Genomic DNA, 14,608 nt, shown 5'->3' on the forward strand with positions numbered 1-14,608 from the left:
GACGATGGGCGAGCGGGCGGAGAACGCCGGCCGATCACCGGTTCGGGTTGCCGCGGGACCGGCGCCGGCGCTGCTGATGATCGGCGCCGGGGCGCTGATGGGCTTCACCATGCTGGCGGTCCTGATCGGCCGCAGCGAGGGGGTCGGCCTCGTCGCCCTGCCGCCCGCCAAGCCGGTGGCGCAGGTCGAATTCCACGCCGAGGATCAGGTCGACGGCTCGATCGCCCTGCGCAACGTCGCCGACCAGAAGATCCTCGCCTGGATCCGCCCCGGCGAGGACGGCTTCCTGCGCGGGACGTTGCGGGGCCTCGCCCAGGCCCGGCAGCGCGATGGCCTCGGGCCGGAAAAGCCCTTCAGCCTGACCCGCTTCGACGACGGCCGTTTGGCGCTCGCCGACGAGGCCACCGGCCGCCGGGTGCCGCTCGAAGCCTTCGGGCCGACCAATGCCGGGGCCTTCGCCCGGCTGATGCCCGCGCCGGGCGCGCCGGGCTCGCCCGCCACGGAGACCCGGTGATGGGCCTGTTCGGCAGCCGCACCGTCACCGTGCCCTGCACGGTCGAGATCGAGCAGACCCCCGAGAGCCTGCACGCGCATGTGACTCTCGATGCCGGCTTCGAGATCGAGCCCGGCGACGAGGTCCAAGTCCATGATGCGCCGACCGCGGTGCCCTACGGCGAGCGCCTCAGCGTGCGCCGCACCGCCACCATCACCCGGGCCGGCCCGCTGGAGCGGGTCTGGACCAAGCTCATCGCCCATCTCGAGCTGACCGAACTCTACGAGGTCAGCTTCTCCGAAAGGAGGAAGCTGTGAACGCTCCCGTCGCGCCCCCCACCGGCCAGCCGATCCCGAAGTCGCCGGTCAACGAATCGACCAAGGCGGCCCAGGAGACGACCTTCCTGTCGCCCCGGTTCTATACGACCGATTTCGTCGAGCTCGACCGCACGAACGTCGAGCCGGTGCGGCGTGACTGGGACGTGCTCATCGCCGAATTGCGCGCCGACCCGAACAAGCGCCACTTCACTCGCAACGAGGAGTTCGACTGCGACCTGTCGCAGATGGAGCCCGAACTGCGGAAGGAGTTCTTGGACTTCTTGGTGTCGTCGATCACCGCCGAGTTCTCGGGCTGCGTGCTCTACGCCGAGATGCGCAAGCGCGCCAAGAACAAGGACATCAAGGAGCTGTTCGGCTTCATGAGCCGGGACGAGGCCCGCCACGCCGGCTTCATCAACGACACGCTCAAGGATTTCGGCATCGGCGTGGATCTGGGCTTCCTCACCAAGTCCAAGAAATACACGTTCTTCCGGCCGAAGTTCATCTTCTACGCGACTTATCTATCGGAGAAGATCGGCTACGCCCGCTACATCACGATCTTCCGCGAGCTGGAGCGGCATCCGGAGCGGCGCATCCACCCGATCTTCAAGTGGTTCGAGCTGTGGTGCAACGACGAGTTCCGCCACGGCGAGGCCTTCGCGCTCCTGATGCGGGCGAATCCGAAGCTGACCAGCGGCATCAACCGCTACTGGATCCGGTTCTTCCTGCTCGCCGTGTTCGCCACGATGTATGTGCGCGACCATCACCGGCCGGCCTTCCACAAGGCTCTGGGCGTCGATCCGAGCGACTACGACTTCAAGGTCTTCCGGATCACCTCGGAGATCTCCCGCCAGACCTTCCCGCTGGAACTCGACCTCGACAATCCGAAGTTCAAGGCGGGTCTCGACCGGCTGCTCGCCTGCTCCCGGGCGATCGCCGACGCGAAGGCCCGGGGCGGGCTCTTCGGCAAGGTGCAGCACGGCGTGCAGGTGCTGCGCGCGGCCGCGACCTTCGTCCGGCTGTATCTCCTGCCCGTCAAGGCCAACGCCCTGCCGGCCGATATCCGCCTCCAGCCGGTCTGGTAGAATGGGGACCTACGCCGCCCCGGTGCTCTACGCGGTTCTGCTCTGGTGGTTCTCCACCGGGCTGATCCTGCTACTCGATCACGCCCCGCGGCGGACGCATCCGTGGAGCATGGCCGGGGCGACCCTGCTGCTCGCGGCAGCCCTGGTGGCGATCCGCTCCAGCGCCGCGGATACGAGCGCGACGGGCGCCTACACGGCCTTCACGGCGGCCCTGGCAATCTGGGGCTGGCAGGAGATGAGCTACTATATGGGCTTCCTGTCGGGCCCGCGGCCGGTCGCCTGCGCGCCGGGCGTGCGGGGGTTCGACCGGTTCCTGGCAGCGCTCGCCACCAGCCTCTGGCACGAATTCGCCATCGTGATCGGCGGTCTCGCGATCCTGGCTCTGGTCTGGGGCAGCCCCAACCGCTTCGCCCTGTGGACCTACGGCACGCTCGTGGTGATGAACCTCTCGGCGCGGCTCAACCTGTTCCTCGGCGTGCGCAACCTCCACGCCGAGTTCCTGCCGGAGCATCTCGGCTACCTCGCCTGCTACCTGTCGCGAAAGCCGATGAACCTGCTGTTCCCGGTCTCGGTGAGCCTCGGGACCATCGCGGCGGCGCTCCTCGGCCGCGCGGCGCTCGGCGCCGACCTTCTGGAGCATGAACTCATCGGCTTCACCGTGCTGGCGACGCTCACCGCGCTCGCCACCCTGGAACACTGGTTCCTGATGCTGCCGCTGCCCTCGGCGGAGCTGTGGCGCTGGAGCCTGCCGACGCGGGCGTCGGAGGAGACGGTCCGTCCGCGGGACCGGGTGTAGCACCGCGCATCATCCCGAAAGGTGGCCTCCGGCTTTCGGAACAGGATGATGCGGAGACAAAGAACAGGGAGCGTCGTTCCGACCTAGGGAATGACGCCCTCGGAGATCACGGCCGGGCGTCGCACGTCCACCAATCTGGAACTGGTCTGGTGCGAAATCCGGTGCCACAGGCGGGATCAACCCGCAGCGGGAATTCGGGGAGAGGCGACATGGACTACGACACGTTCTTCGGGGCTGAGATCGCCGGTCTCCACCGCGAGGGCCGCTACCGGGTCTTCACCGATCTCGAGCGCCACGCCGGCAACTTCCCGCACGCCACCCATCACCACACCGGCGGCACCCGGCCCGTGACGGTCTGGTGCTCCAACGATTATCTCGGGATGGGCCAGCACCCCTCCGTCACCGGGGCGATGCACGAGGCGATCGACCGCTGCGGCGCCGGCGCCGGCGGCACCCGCAACATCTCGGGCACCAACCACTACCACGTGCTCCTCGAGCAGGAACTCGCCGATCTCCACGGCAAGGAGGCGGCCCTGCTGTTCACCTCCGGCTACGTGTCGAACTGGGCGGCTCTGGGCACCCTGGCGTCGCGCCTGCCGAACTGCGCGGTCTTCTCCGATTCCGAGAACCACGCCTCGATGATCGAGGGCATCCGGTTCTCCCGCGCCGAGCGCCACATCTTCCGCCACAACGACCCGGAGGATCTGAACCGCAAGCTCGCCCTGGTTGATCCGGCCCGGCCGAAGCTGGTGGCCTTCGAGTCGGTCTACTCGATGGACGGCGATATCGCCCCCATCGCGGAGATCTGCGACGTGGCCGAGGCCCACGGGGCGCTCACCTATCTGGACGAGGTCCACGCGGTCGGCCTCTACGGCGCGCGCGGCGGCGGCATCTCGGAGCGGGACGGGGTCGCCCACCGGCTCGACGTGATCGAGGGCACGCTCGGCAAGGCGTTCGCGGTCCATGGCGGCTACATCACGGCGTCCGAGAAGCTCTGCGACTTCGTGCGCAGCTTCGCCTCGGGCTTCATCTTCACCACCTCGCTGCCCCCCGCGGTGGCGGCGGGCGCGGCAGCGTCGATCCGGCACCTGAAGACGAGCGGCGACGAGCGCGCCCGGCATCAGGAGCGCGTGGCGAAGGTCCGGCAGGCGCTGGAGGCCGCCGACATCCCGACCATGCCGAACGACAGCCACATCGTGCCGGTGATGGTCTGCGATCCCGTGCTGTGCAAGGGGATCTCCGACACCCTGCTCGACGAGTTCGGCATCTACGTGCAGCCGATCAACTACCCGACGGTCGCCCGCGGCACCGAGCGCCTGCGGATCACCCCGTCGCCGCTGCACACGGATGCCGACATCGCCCTGCTGGTCGAGGCGCTCTCCACGATCTGGGGGCGGATCGGGCTGCGCCAGAAGGCGGCAGAGTAGGGGTTTCCTTCTCCCACCCGCGCCCTCATCCTGAGGTGCCCGCGCCAGCGGGCCTCGAAGGAGCCCTCCAGCCGGCCGCGCGATCGCTGGAGGTCTCCTTCGAGGCCTCCGCTGCGCTGCAGCACCCCAGGATGAGGGGGGTGGGTTGGATGTCCCCCGCAGCATCGAGTCCCCCCGTGCCCACCTTCCCCTTCTCGGCCATCGTCGGCCAGGACGAGATGCGCCAAGCGCTGCTGATTGCGGCGGTCGATCCGTCCATCGGCGGCGTGCTGGTCTTCGGCGACCGCGGCACCGGCAAGTCCACGGCGATCCGGGCGCTCGCCGCCCTGCTGCCGCCGATGCGGGCGGTGGTCGGCTGCCCCTATAATTGTGACCCCGACAGCCCTGCGGAGTCCTGCCCCCACTGCGTGGGCAGCCCGGGCGCACGAAAGAAATCCGAAAAAAAACCGGTCCCCGTCGTGGACCTGCCGCTCGGCGCCACCGAGGACCGGGTGGTCGGCACCCTCGATCTGGAGCGGGCGCTCGGCGCCGGCGTGAAGGCGTTCGAGCCGGGGCTGCTCGCCCGGGCCAACCGCGGGTTCCTCTACATCGACGAGGTGAACCTCCTTGAGGATCACCTCGTCGATCTTCTGCTCGACGTGGCGGCCTCCGGCATCAACACCGTCGAGCGCGAAGGCCTGTCCCTGCGTCACCCGGCACGGTTCGTGCTGGTCGGCTCCGGCAACCCGGAGGAGGGCGAGTTGCGCCCGCAGCTCCTCGACCGGTTCGGGCTCGCCTGCGAGGTCGTGACCCCGAAGGACATCCCGACCCGCGTTTCGGTGGTGCGCGCCCGCGACGCCTACGAGCGCGACCCGGCGGGGTTCTGCACGGCCCATGCAGGCGAGGAGCGGAAAATTCAGAAAAAAATTCTGCTGGCGCGGGAGCGCCTGCCGTCCGTGACCGTGCCGGATGCCGCCCTGGAGCGCACGGCGCGGCTCTGCCTCGCGCTGGGGACGGATGGATTGCGCGGCGAGCTGACCCTGATGCGCACCGCCCGTGCGCTGGCCGCCCTCGACGGTGCCGAGACGGTCACGGACGATCACCTCCGCCGCATCGCCCCGGCCGCCCTGCGCCACAGGCTGCGGCGCAACCCGCTCGATGAATCCGGGTCTACCGCCCGGGTGGAGCGGGCGCTGGCAGAGGTGTTTTCGTGATGGGTGCGCGGCGCGTCTTTGAAGCGCGCGTGAACCTATCGGGCGGCTTGAGCCGAGTCGTCTCAGGACGGAGCGCGGGTCCTTTCTCCCGTGCGGGAGAGGTCTGCTTTCGCAGAAAGCTGGGTGAGGGACGAGAACTTTCAAACAATGGCTCGGCCTACCGACCCTTCGATGGCGTGCTCGATCCTGAGACTTCTCATCCCTCACCCCAACCCTCTCCCGCACGGGAGAGGGGGCCTGCGGCGCTCCGCCGCCTGCGTTGCGGTCCGATAGACACCTGTGACCTTCGTAGCCGGCTCGGGGGAGGCCTCCTGCTACACCCTGCTCAAGCCAATGCGTGACCATCGCGTCTCCGCAGAGGGGGGAAGGACAGCGCCCGATCCTTGGGCCGATGCCCACTGCGCCGCCCGTCTGCTCGCCGCAGACCCGGCCGCCTTCGGCGGCGCGATCCTGCGCGCGGCCCCCGGCCCGGTCCGCGAGCGCTGGCTCGATGCCGTGCGCGCCGCGCTCCCCGCCGGAACACCCTGGCGCCGCCTGCCGCCCGGGATCGGCGACGATGCCCTGCTCGGCGGACTCGACCTCGCCGCGACCCTGGCGGCGGGGCGCCCGGTCGCACGGGCCGGTCTGCTGGCGGAGGCCGATGGCGGGATCGTCGTGGTGCCGATGGCCGAGCGCCTGCCACCCGGCACGGCGTCGCGCCTCGCGACCGCCCTCGACACCGGGACGGCCTCGGACCGGCCCGCCCGGTTCGGCCTGATCCTGCTCGACGAGGGCGAGGGCGACGAAACCGTCGCCGAGCCCCTGGCCGACCGCCTCGCCTTCCGGATCGACATGAGCGGGATCGGGCTTGCGGCCCTACAGACCGATCCCCCGGATCCGGAGCCCGGCCCCGAGGCCCCCGATCCGGTCGGCGACCTGTGCGCGCTGGCCGAGGCCTTCGGCGTGACGTCGCTGCGCGGCCCGATCCTGGCGGCGCGCGTAGCGCGCAGGCTCGCGGGAGACAGGCCGATCGGCCGGTCGGACATCGTCACGGCCGCGCGCCTCGTCCTGGCGCCCCGCGCCACGCGCCTGCCGGCCCCGGAGCAGCCGGCCCCGGAGAGCGAAGCGCCACCGGAGGAGCCGCGCGCGGAGCCCCCGCCGGACGATGCGGTCGAACCCGCCGCTGCGGACACGCCGGACGACGTCGTGCTGGAGGCGGTGCGGGCCGCCATCCCGCCGAACCTGCTCGATCAGTTGCTGGCCGGTCGACACCCGCTCGCCGCCGCGAAGGCGGGCCGGGTCGGTCAGGCGGCCGCGTCCCGGACCGGCAGGCCGGTCGGCAGCCGGCGGGGCGATCCGCGGCGGGGGCGCCTCGATCTGCTCGGCACCCTCCGGGCGGCGGCGCCCTGGCAGGCCGTCCGCCGGGCCGAGGGCGAGGCGCGGGGGGAGACGCGCCGCATCGTGGTCCGGCGCGACGACCTGCGGATCCGGATCCTGCGGCAGCGGACCGAGACCACCACGGTGTTCTGCGTCGATGCCTCGGGCTCGGCCGCCCTGGAGCGCTTGGCCGAGGCCAAGGGCGCGGTCGAACTGCTGCTGGCGGAGGCCTATGTGCGGCGCGACCGGGTGGCGCTGGTGGCGTTCCGCGGGACCGGCGCAGAGCTGGTCCTGCCGCCGACCCGCTCGCTGACCCGGGCCAAGCGCGGCCTCTCGGGGCTGCCCGGCGGGGGCGGAACGCCGCTGGCCGCGGGCATCGACGCGGCGGTCGCGGTGGCTCTGGGCGTGCGCCGAGGCGGAAGCCGCCCGGCGATCGTGCTGCTCACCGACGGGCGGGCCAATGTCGCGCGCTCGGGGGAGGGCGGCCGTGCCCGGGCCAGCGCGGAGGCGCTGCAGGCGGCCCGAGCCCTGCGGGCGGCCAATCTGCCGGCCCTCGTGGTCGATACCGGAAGCCGCGGCGAGGAGAGCCGGGCGGTCGCGGACGCGATGGGCGCCCGCTATCTGAAATTGCCGCGCATCGAAGCCGGACAGCTCAGCGCGGCGGTGCGGGCGGCGCTCTGAGCGCCGCAGCCGGTGATCTCAGAGGTGACCGGCGCCGCCGATATCGGCCACGCGCTGGTGGTGGGCGAGCCACGCGTTCAGCATGTCGCGCACGATGGCGCGGAGGTTCCAGCCGCCGGAGGCCGGGGCCGCGATGTTCTGGGTCGAGGAGGTGAAGAGGATCATGGCCTGCTCCGCAGTTGGGGGATGTCTTTTGTTCTTGTGTAACCAGACTATGCGCGCTCTACCGCAGCGCAACAAACGCGTTTCGGTCAGCGGTGGCATGCGGCGACTGCATGCAATTTCAATGGTTTACGAAATACTTCCGCGGCTGCACGATAGCGCACGCCGCTGTCAGAGCGCGGCGCGGTTTGATGCGGTGCGGGAGACGTGAGCGTGCTGAATCCCTTCGATGCGGATCGTCCCGACTGGGAGGTCGAGGGCCGGGACTGGCCGCACCGGGCGGCCAGCCGCTTCGTCGAGGCGGCGGGCCTGCGCTGGCACGTCCAGGAATTCGGCCGGCCCGAGGCGCCCACCCTGCTGCTGCTGCACGGGACCGGGGCGGCCACCCATTCCTGGCGCGGTCTGGCGCCCCTGCTCGCCGAAGATTTCTACGTGATCGCCCCGGACCTGCCGGGCCATGGCTTCACGGACCCGCTGCCCGATGCCGACCTGTCGCTGCCCGGGATGGCGCGGGCGGTGGCGGGGCTGGTGGCGGCGCTCGGCCGGCCGCCGGTGATCGCGGCCGGCCATTCCGCGGGTGCGGCCGTGCTGGCGCGGATGTGCCTCGACGGCGCCATCGCGCCCCGGCTGCTCGCGGCCTTCAACGGCGCCCTGGCGCCGCTGCCGGGGGCGGCAAGCCTGCTGTTTCCCAGCATGGCGCGGCTGCTGTTCCTCAATCCGTTCACCCCGAAGATCTTCGCCTGGACGGCGGACCGCTCGGCGGCCAAGCGGCTGATCGAGGGGACCGGCTCGCGCCTCGATCCGCAGGGGGTCGAGCTCTACCGGCGGCTGTTCGCCCGGTCCGGCCATGTCCGCGGGGCGCTGGGCATGATGGCGAACTGGGACCTCGAGAGCCTGCACCGGGCCCTGCCGGACCTGAAGACCCGCACCCTGCTGATCGTCGGCGGCGACGACCGGGCGATCCGGCCCGACACCGCCTTCGGGGTACGCGACCGCCTGCCCGACGCCCGGGTGGCGCTGATCCGCGGCCTCGGCCACCTCGCCCACGAGGAGGCGCCGGAGAAGGTGGCGGAGGTGTTTTGTGCGGAGGCGCGGACGCTCGGAGTCCTGTGATTTGGGCGCAGGCGCCCTCTGAACCTCCGTGAGCGTTGCAGCGCGGCGGATGACTTCGCGGCCGATTTTCTGTATAATTCAGATCAATCAGGACGCTCAGACCATGGCCGACCGCTCCGTCACCACTGCCGAGTTCATCCGCCACTTCGGGCGCTACCATGACGAGGCCCGTCAAGCACCCCTGACCCTGACCAAGCATGGCCGGCCGTCCCTGGTCGTGTTGTCGGCCGACACGTATCGACGCCTCACGACACAGGGCGATCCGCGTCGGGCCTATGCCGCCGGCGAAACCCCGCCCGATCTCTCGTCTCTGATCGTCGCCGAGCTGGATCGCCAATCGGCCGAGCACCCGCAGGACTGAGGGTGGTCTACCCCTTTCCCTCGGGGTCGGTCATCACCTACCCGTACCTATGGCGCTGGCAGCACGCGGCCGGCCGGGACAATGCCGAGAAGGACCGTCCCGTCTGCCTCGCCATTGCCGTGTCCGATCCGGCTCAGGACCTCACGCACTTGGTTCTCCTCGCCCTCTCGGGGACGCCGCCGAACCCGGAGCAGACCGCACTCGAAATCCCGATGCTCGAACTGCGCCGGGCCGGCCTCTCCACGCTGAAGCGTGGGTGGATCACGGTCAGCGAGTACAATTACGACGTGGCGGAGCGATCGTTTCACGTCGATCCCAATCAAGCGCCGCGCGGTGCATTCGGTCCCGGGTTCATGAACCGCATCCGGTCTGCCATCCGGCCGCTCTTCGTCGCCGCACAGGGCCGGATTGATCGCACGCTCTGAGGCACACGCATAACGGGCCCCGAAGGAGTACTCCGGGCAGCAACGCGGGACTGGCGCCGGCCTTGCCTGAGCCGTAGAGCCTGCCGCGGCCCATAGCCCGCTGGATACGAAGTGAGGAGCAGCCGGAACGATGGCGAGACCCGTAATCGGCGTCATCGGCAATGCGCGTCTGATCGACAACCGGTTCCCGGCGCAGATCGTCGGCGAGAACAACATGCGCGCGCTGGCCAATGTGGCGGGCGCCCTGCCGCTGATGTTCGCCGCCGCCCCGGCGATGACCGATCTCGGCGATCTCCTCGACACGGTGGACGGCATCCTGCTCACGGGCGGCCGGGCCAACGTCCACCCGACCCGGTTCGGGGCCGAGCCCTGCGCGGCGCACGAGCCCTACGACGAGGCCCGCGATGCCGTGGCGCTGCCGCTGATCGAGGCCTGCGTGGCCCGCGGCGTGCCGGTGTTCGGCATCTGCCGCGGCTTCCAGGAGATGAACGTCGCCTTCGGCGGCAGCCTGCATCCCGAGATCCGCAACATCCCCGGCCGCCTCAACCACCGGATGCCGCGCCTGGAGAATGGCGAGATCCACCCGGATCTGGAGGTGGTCTTCGCCGACCGCCACGAGGTCAGTCTGACGCCCGGCGGCGCCTTCGCGCGGTTGTTGGAGCGCGAGACGATCCGGGTGAACTCCCTGCACGGGCAGGGCATCCTCGAGCCCGGCGCACGGGTGGTGATCGAGGGCGTGGCCGAAGACGAGACGATCGAGGCGATCCGGATCCGCGACGCGGCGGGCTTCGCCCTCGGGGTGCAATGGCACGCCGAGCACGACCCCGCCACCAACCCGATCAACCGGGCGCTGTTCACGGCGTTTGGGGATGCGGCGGCGGAGCGCCGCGCGATGCGGATCTCAGGCCGCGGCTGAAGGCTCGCATTCCGACACGGCGCGCCAGTGGGACGGACCGGCTGCGCACCACACCGAAGCACCGCACGGAACAACATATGTTGTCCATTGGCTTAACATAGGTATGTTCGATTTTGCCGAGCCGGCGAAGAACTTTCCCGACCGCGATTAATGCTTGCGGCAACGTCGTCCGATTCATCCTAATCTGTGGACGACCTGTCGCAGGTTGGAACACGACCTGAACGACCGAGTTGCCCGAGTCCCGCACTGAAGCTGCCTCCGCGTGAGGCGGGCGTGCGCACAACACGGGCACGGACCGCATGCAATTTCCCCGCGACGACCGAGAGCACCCCCGTGCCGAGGCCTTTCGCGATTTCATCCGCAACCCGCCCTTTCCCTGCGTCGGCGCCAAGTCGGCGCTGTCGCGCGGCCGGATGACGATCGTGGTGGCCCGGGACATCGCCTCCGGCTGGGACGACATGCGGATCTATCCCGCCTTGCTCGCCTTCGTGGCGCGCTACCGGCTGAACCCGGACCTGTTCCAGAGCTTCGCCGTGGTGTTCGAGGGGCCCCGCGAACTCTCCGAGGAGGAGTTCGAGCGGAACCTCTGGGCCCGGGCGCAATCGCTCACCGACAAGGATGCGTGGCTCGGCCAGCCACACGACGCCCGCGTCGCGGATGATCCCGACAACCCGCATTTCTCCCTGAGCTTCGGCGGCGAGGCGTTCTTCGTGGTCGGTCTCCACCCGAATGCGAGCCGCCCGGCGCGACGCTTCTCGTCGCCGGTGCTGGTCTTCAACCTGCACGCGCAGTTCGAGCGTCTGCGCGCGGAGGGCCGCTATGAGAAGTTGCGTGCCTCAATCCTGGAGCGCGACGAAGCTCTGGCTGGAAGCCTGAACCCGATGCTGGCGCGCCACGGCGAGACCTCGGAGGCCCGGCAGTACAGCGGCCGCGTGGTCGGGCCCGACTGGCGCTGCCCGCTCCAGGCCCGTCCGGAGCAGAAGCCCGATGCGGCACAGCCCGACACGGCTTGGCATCCGCTGGCCCTGCCCCCGGACCGGTCCCTGCCGGGAACCGGGGCGTAAGCCGGGCGCTTGGCGCGGGCGAGCACTTTGCCGCGAAGATGAACGGGCGGGAGATCACGGCGTGAGCGGAGCCAGCATGGATCAGGCGGCGGTGCAGCGGATCGCGCCGCGCTCGGGCGTCGCCTTCACCCTGGACCGGGGCCAGCGCCTCACGGTGATCGATCCGAACGGCGAGCAGGTGGCCGACCTCGTGGCCTATAACCGCCACGACACGGGCGAGGTGATCTCGTCCGGGCGGACTCTCGACTATGCCAGCCGGATCTATCTCACCACCGGCGACCCGCTCTACTCGAACCGCTCGAACGTGCTCCTGCGCATCGTCGAGGACACGGTGGGGCGGCACGACTTCCTGCTGACCCCGTGCTCGGCCGACACCTTCCGGATCATCTACGGCGACACCGACCCGCATCGCGGCTGCTTCGGCAACCTCGCGGCGGCGCTCGCGCCCTACGGCATCGCGCCGGACGCAATCCCGGTGGCGTTCAACTGCTTCATGAACGTGCCGATCGACGGCGCGACCGGAGCGCTGACCGTGGCGCCGCCGCTCAGCCGGTCCGGAGACCGAATCGTGTTCGTGGCCGAGACCGACCTGATCATCGGGCTGACCGCCTGCTCGGCCCTGCAATCGAACAACGGCAGCTTCAAGCCGATCGATTACCGGGTGGAGGACTGAACACCGTACTGAACGACACAGGACATGGCAGGCAGCGCGGGCGGACGACAAGCACACGATGCCTACACGTCGCGTATTTGATTTGGATTAGGAACCTGGATGACCCGGAGTACGTGGAGCGCAACCTGATCGATCGATCGTCGCGGCGCTTCACCCTCCAGAGCCGCATCGATCCAGCACGAATGTTTGCTATTTACTAACTCGATTAACCGAACCTGGCCTGGCTCAGCGCATCGGCAGCCCTGGTCCGATACGATGCGGGCGTTTCGACGGCCATCGCCGTCCTCGTTTCGGTGCCCGGATGACCTCCACGCAGACAGACCCGCATTCCGCCGGCCGCATCGCGCCCTGGCAGCGCCTCGCGAACCTCAAGCTGCGCCACAAGCTCGCGGCGGTGATGGCCCTGGTCGTCGTGGCCATGGGCGCGCTCAGCGCCCTGAGCTTCCTTGACATCCGGTCCTCGGCGCTTGAGGACCGTGAGCTGATGACGCGCCGTCTCTCCGAGGTGGCCCAGAGCCTCGTCGTCCATTACGAGGCGCTGGCGAAGTCGGGCCAGATGCCCACCGAGGCGGCCCAGCAGGCCGCGCTGACGGCGATCAGCGCCCTGCGCTTCGGCAAGGAGGATTACTTCTTCGTCCTCTCCTCCGACGGAAAACTGATCGCCAACGCCTTCAACGCCAAGAACGTCGGCAAGCCGGTGCTCGATCAGACCGACATCCCCGGCGGCAAGCGCTACTTCGCCGAGATGATCGAGACCGCCACGCGCGACGGGTCGGGCATCGTGAATTACATGAAGCCGCGGCCCGGCGGGGCCGAGCCGGTCGAGAAGGTCGCGAGCGTGCAGATGTTCAAGCCCTGGGGCTGGATCGTCGCCACCGGCCTCTACCGCGACGACGTCTACGCGGACGTGCGCGCCCGCGCGACCACGATCGCGCTCTGGTCCGCCGGCCTCGCCCTGCCGGTGGTGGTGGTGCTCCTGCTCATCGGCAACGGCCTGTCGCGCCCGATCCTGCGCCTGACCGCCGCCATGCGCGGCCTTGCGGAGGGCGATCTCGCCGCCCCGGTCGCGGACCAGCAGCGCGGCGACGAGGTGGGCGCGATGGCCCGCGCCGTACAGGTGTTCAAGGACGCGCTGATCGCCAAGCGCGCGGCCGACGCCGCCGCGGTGGCGGAGAACGAGGCCAAGATGCGCCGCGCGCAGGTGCTGGACGCGGTCACCGCCCGGTTCGACGCGCAGGTGAGCGCGCTCACGCAGGGCCTGGGCTCGGCCGCGGTGGAGATGGAGGCCACCGCCCGGGAGATGACCCGCACCGCCGCCCGCACCACCGAGCAGTCGGTGCGCGTGAGCGCGGCCTCGGAGCAGACGTCGAGCAACGTCCAGACCGTGGCGGCCGCCAGCGAGGAGATGTCGGCCTCGATCCAAGAGATTGCGGCCCGGGTCGCCCAGTCCTCGCTGATGGCCGACCGGGCCAGCACCGACGTCGCCCGGACCAACGAATTGATGCAGGTCCTGGCTCAGGGGACCGAACAGATCAGCACCGTGATGGGTCTGATCGCGGGAATCGCCGGCCAGACCAACCTGCTCGCCCTCAACGCGACCATCGAGGCGGCCCGGGCCGGCGAGGCCGGCAAGGGTTTTGCCGTGGTGGCGGGCGAGGTGAAGGCGCTGGCCAGCCAGACCGCCAAGGCGACCGAGACGATCGCCAGCCAGATCGCCGCGATCCAGGGCGAGACCCGGCACGCGGTCGACTCCATGCGGGCGATCGGCGGCACGATCGACGAGATGCGCATGGTCGCGCTGAGCGTGGCCGCCGCCATGGAGGAGCAGGGCGCGGCGACCAGCGAAATCGTCCGGAACGTCTCGCAGGCCGCGCAGGGCACTCAGGCGGTGAGCGAAGACATCGCCGAGGTGCACCAGGCCGCGGGCGAGACCGGAGCGGCCTCCGGGCAGGTGCTGAGCGCCGCCCAGGAACTGGCGCGCTACTCGGAGAGCCTCGGCCGGGAGGTCTCGACCTTCCTGGCCGCCGTCAGGGCCGCCTGAGGGGCCTCAACCCAGGAGTGGTGGACAGCGCGAGTCGGACCGGAGACGCTTCGAATCAGCCTGGCCCTGGACGGGGCGGATAGGCCCCGTCCCCTGAGAGATCGATCGATGCGCTTCGCCCATGTGGCCTTGTGGACGCGGGACCTCGACGCGGCCGCCGCGTTCTGGCGGGTCTATTTCGGGGCGGAGGTCGGCGCGGAGTACCACAGCCGGCGCCGCGCGGGCTTCGTGTCGCGGTTCGTGACGCTGCCCGGACCGGGCGCCCATATCGAGCTGATGACCGGCCCCTGGGTCGAGGACGCGGCGGCACCGGAGCGCGTCGGCTGGGGGCACGTGGCCGTCTCGCTGGGCTGCATCGCAGCGGTGGACGCGTTGGCCGAGCGCTGTGCGGCGGGGGGATGCCTCGTGTCGCCGCCCCGCCGGACCGGCGACGGCTTCTACGAGGCCATCGTCGCCATGCCGGACGGGACGCCGGTGGAGATCACGGTCTGAGCCAAGCCTGAGC

At 70.2% G+C, this 14,608-nt stretch carries 16 protein-coding genes; 15 read left to right on the forward strand and 1 reads right to left on the reverse strand.

Features of this window, described 5'->3' with window-relative positions; all coding sequences use genetic code 11:
* Window positions 1–4: 4 nt before the first annotated feature.
* The 7 genes from puhC (at window position 5) to MKK84_RS30270 (ending at window position 7,348) form a co-directional block, all read left to right on the forward strand.
* A complete protein-coding gene (gene puhC / locus MKK84_RS30240; RefSeq protein ID WP_243925897.1) occupies window positions 5–514 on the forward strand; it encodes a photosynthetic complex assembly protein PuhC in 510 nt (169 codons plus the stop codon).
* A complete protein-coding gene (locus MKK84_RS30245) occupies window positions 514–810 on the forward strand; it encodes a hypothetical protein (RefSeq protein WP_243925899.1) in 297 nt (98 codons plus the stop codon). The genes puhC and MKK84_RS30245 overlap by 1 nt, the downstream gene beginning before the upstream one ends.
* Window positions 807–1,895, forward strand: a complete 1,089-nt coding sequence (gene acsF / locus MKK84_RS30250) for a magnesium-protoporphyrin IX monomethyl ester (oxidative) cyclase (protein WP_243925901.1) — start codon at window positions 807–809, stop codon at window positions 1,893–1,895. The genes MKK84_RS30245 and acsF overlap by 4 nt, the downstream gene beginning before the upstream one ends.
* Window position 1,896: 1 nt before the next feature.
* Entirely contained in the window at window positions 1,897–2,691 is a 795-nt protein-coding gene (gene puhE, locus MKK84_RS30255) for a putative photosynthetic complex assembly protein PuhE (RefSeq protein WP_243925902.1), read from the forward strand.
* A 209-nt stretch (window positions 2,692–2,900) separates the two neighbouring features.
* Window positions 2,901–4,118: a 5-aminolevulinate synthase gene (hemA, locus tag MKK84_RS30260; RefSeq protein WP_243925904.1), complete on the forward strand. Its 1,218-nt coding sequence runs from the start codon at window positions 2,901–2,903 to the stop codon at window positions 4,116–4,118.
* A 176-nt stretch (window positions 4,119–4,294) separates the two neighbouring features.
* Entirely contained in the window at window positions 4,295–5,311 is a 1,017-nt protein-coding gene (gene bchI / locus MKK84_RS30265) for a magnesium chelatase ATPase subunit I (protein WP_243925906.1), read from the forward strand.
* A 333-nt stretch (window positions 5,312–5,644) separates the two neighbouring features.
* Window positions 5,645–7,348 carry a magnesium chelatase subunit D gene (locus tag MKK84_RS30270; RefSeq protein WP_243926012.1) on the forward strand — a complete coding sequence of 568 codons (1,704 nt, stop codon included), beginning with the start codon at window positions 5,645–5,647 and terminating at the stop codon, window positions 7,346–7,348.
* A gap of 18 nt (window positions 7,349–7,366) precedes the next feature.
* Here the strand turns inward: MKK84_RS30270 and MKK84_RS30275 are convergent, their stop codons facing one another.
* Window positions 7,367–7,513, reverse strand: a complete 147-nt coding sequence (locus MKK84_RS30275) for a hypothetical protein (RefSeq protein ID WP_202130569.1) — start codon at window positions 7,511–7,513, stop codon at window positions 7,367–7,369.
* Between the two features lie 210 nt (window positions 7,514–7,723).
* Here MKK84_RS30275 and bchO point away from each other — a divergent pair, with 210 nt between their 5' ends.
* The 8 genes from bchO (at window position 7,724) to MKK84_RS30315 (ending at window position 14,595) form a co-directional block, all read left to right on the forward strand.
* Window positions 7,724–8,623 (forward strand): alpha/beta fold hydrolase BchO, encoded by a 900-nt coding sequence (bchO, locus tag MKK84_RS30280; protein ID WP_243925907.1) that lies wholly within the window; start codon window positions 7,724–7,726, stop codon window positions 8,621–8,623.
* A 103-nt stretch (window positions 8,624–8,726) separates the two neighbouring features.
* A complete protein-coding gene (locus MKK84_RS30285) occupies window positions 8,727–8,984 on the forward strand; it encodes a type II toxin-antitoxin system prevent-host-death family antitoxin (RefSeq protein WP_243925909.1) in 258 nt (85 codons plus the stop codon).
* A 2-nt stretch (window positions 8,985–8,986) separates the two neighbouring features.
* Window positions 8,987–9,409 carry a hypothetical protein gene (locus MKK84_RS30290; RefSeq protein ID WP_243925911.1) on the forward strand — a complete coding sequence of 141 codons (423 nt, stop codon included), beginning with the start codon at window positions 8,987–8,989 and terminating at the stop codon, window positions 9,407–9,409.
* Window positions 9,410–9,539: 130 nt separating this feature from the next.
* Window positions 9,540–10,325 (forward strand): gamma-glutamyl-gamma-aminobutyrate hydrolase family protein, encoded by a 786-nt coding sequence (locus tag MKK84_RS30295; RefSeq protein WP_243925913.1) that lies wholly within the window; start codon window positions 9,540–9,542, stop codon window positions 10,323–10,325.
* Between the two features lie 299 nt (window positions 10,326–10,624).
* Window positions 10,625–11,389 carry a guanitoxin biosynthesis heme-dependent pre-guanitoxin N-hydroxylase GntA gene (gntA, locus tag MKK84_RS30300; protein WP_243925915.1) on the forward strand — a complete coding sequence of 255 codons (765 nt, stop codon included), beginning with the start codon at window positions 10,625–10,627 and terminating at the stop codon, window positions 11,387–11,389.
* Between the two features lie 76 nt (window positions 11,390–11,465).
* Window positions 11,466–12,062, forward strand: a complete 597-nt coding sequence (locus MKK84_RS30305) for a DUF1989 domain-containing protein (RefSeq protein WP_243926014.1) — start codon at window positions 11,466–11,468, stop codon at window positions 12,060–12,062.
* Between the two features lie 301 nt (window positions 12,063–12,363).
* Window positions 12,364–14,103: a methyl-accepting chemotaxis protein gene (locus MKK84_RS30310; RefSeq protein ID WP_243925917.1), complete on the forward strand. Its 1,740-nt coding sequence runs from the start codon at window positions 12,364–12,366 to the stop codon at window positions 14,101–14,103.
* A gap of 108 nt (window positions 14,104–14,211) precedes the next feature.
* Window positions 14,212–14,595 (forward strand): VOC family protein, encoded by a 384-nt coding sequence (locus MKK84_RS30315; protein WP_243925919.1) that lies wholly within the window; start codon window positions 14,212–14,214, stop codon window positions 14,593–14,595.
* Window positions 14,596–14,608: the final 13 nt, after the last annotated feature.

Origin of the sequence: Methylobacterium sp. E-065, assembly GCF_022829605.1 — a bacterium.
Lineage (GTDB): Bacteria > Pseudomonadota > Alphaproteobacteria > Rhizobiales > Beijerinckiaceae > Methylobacterium.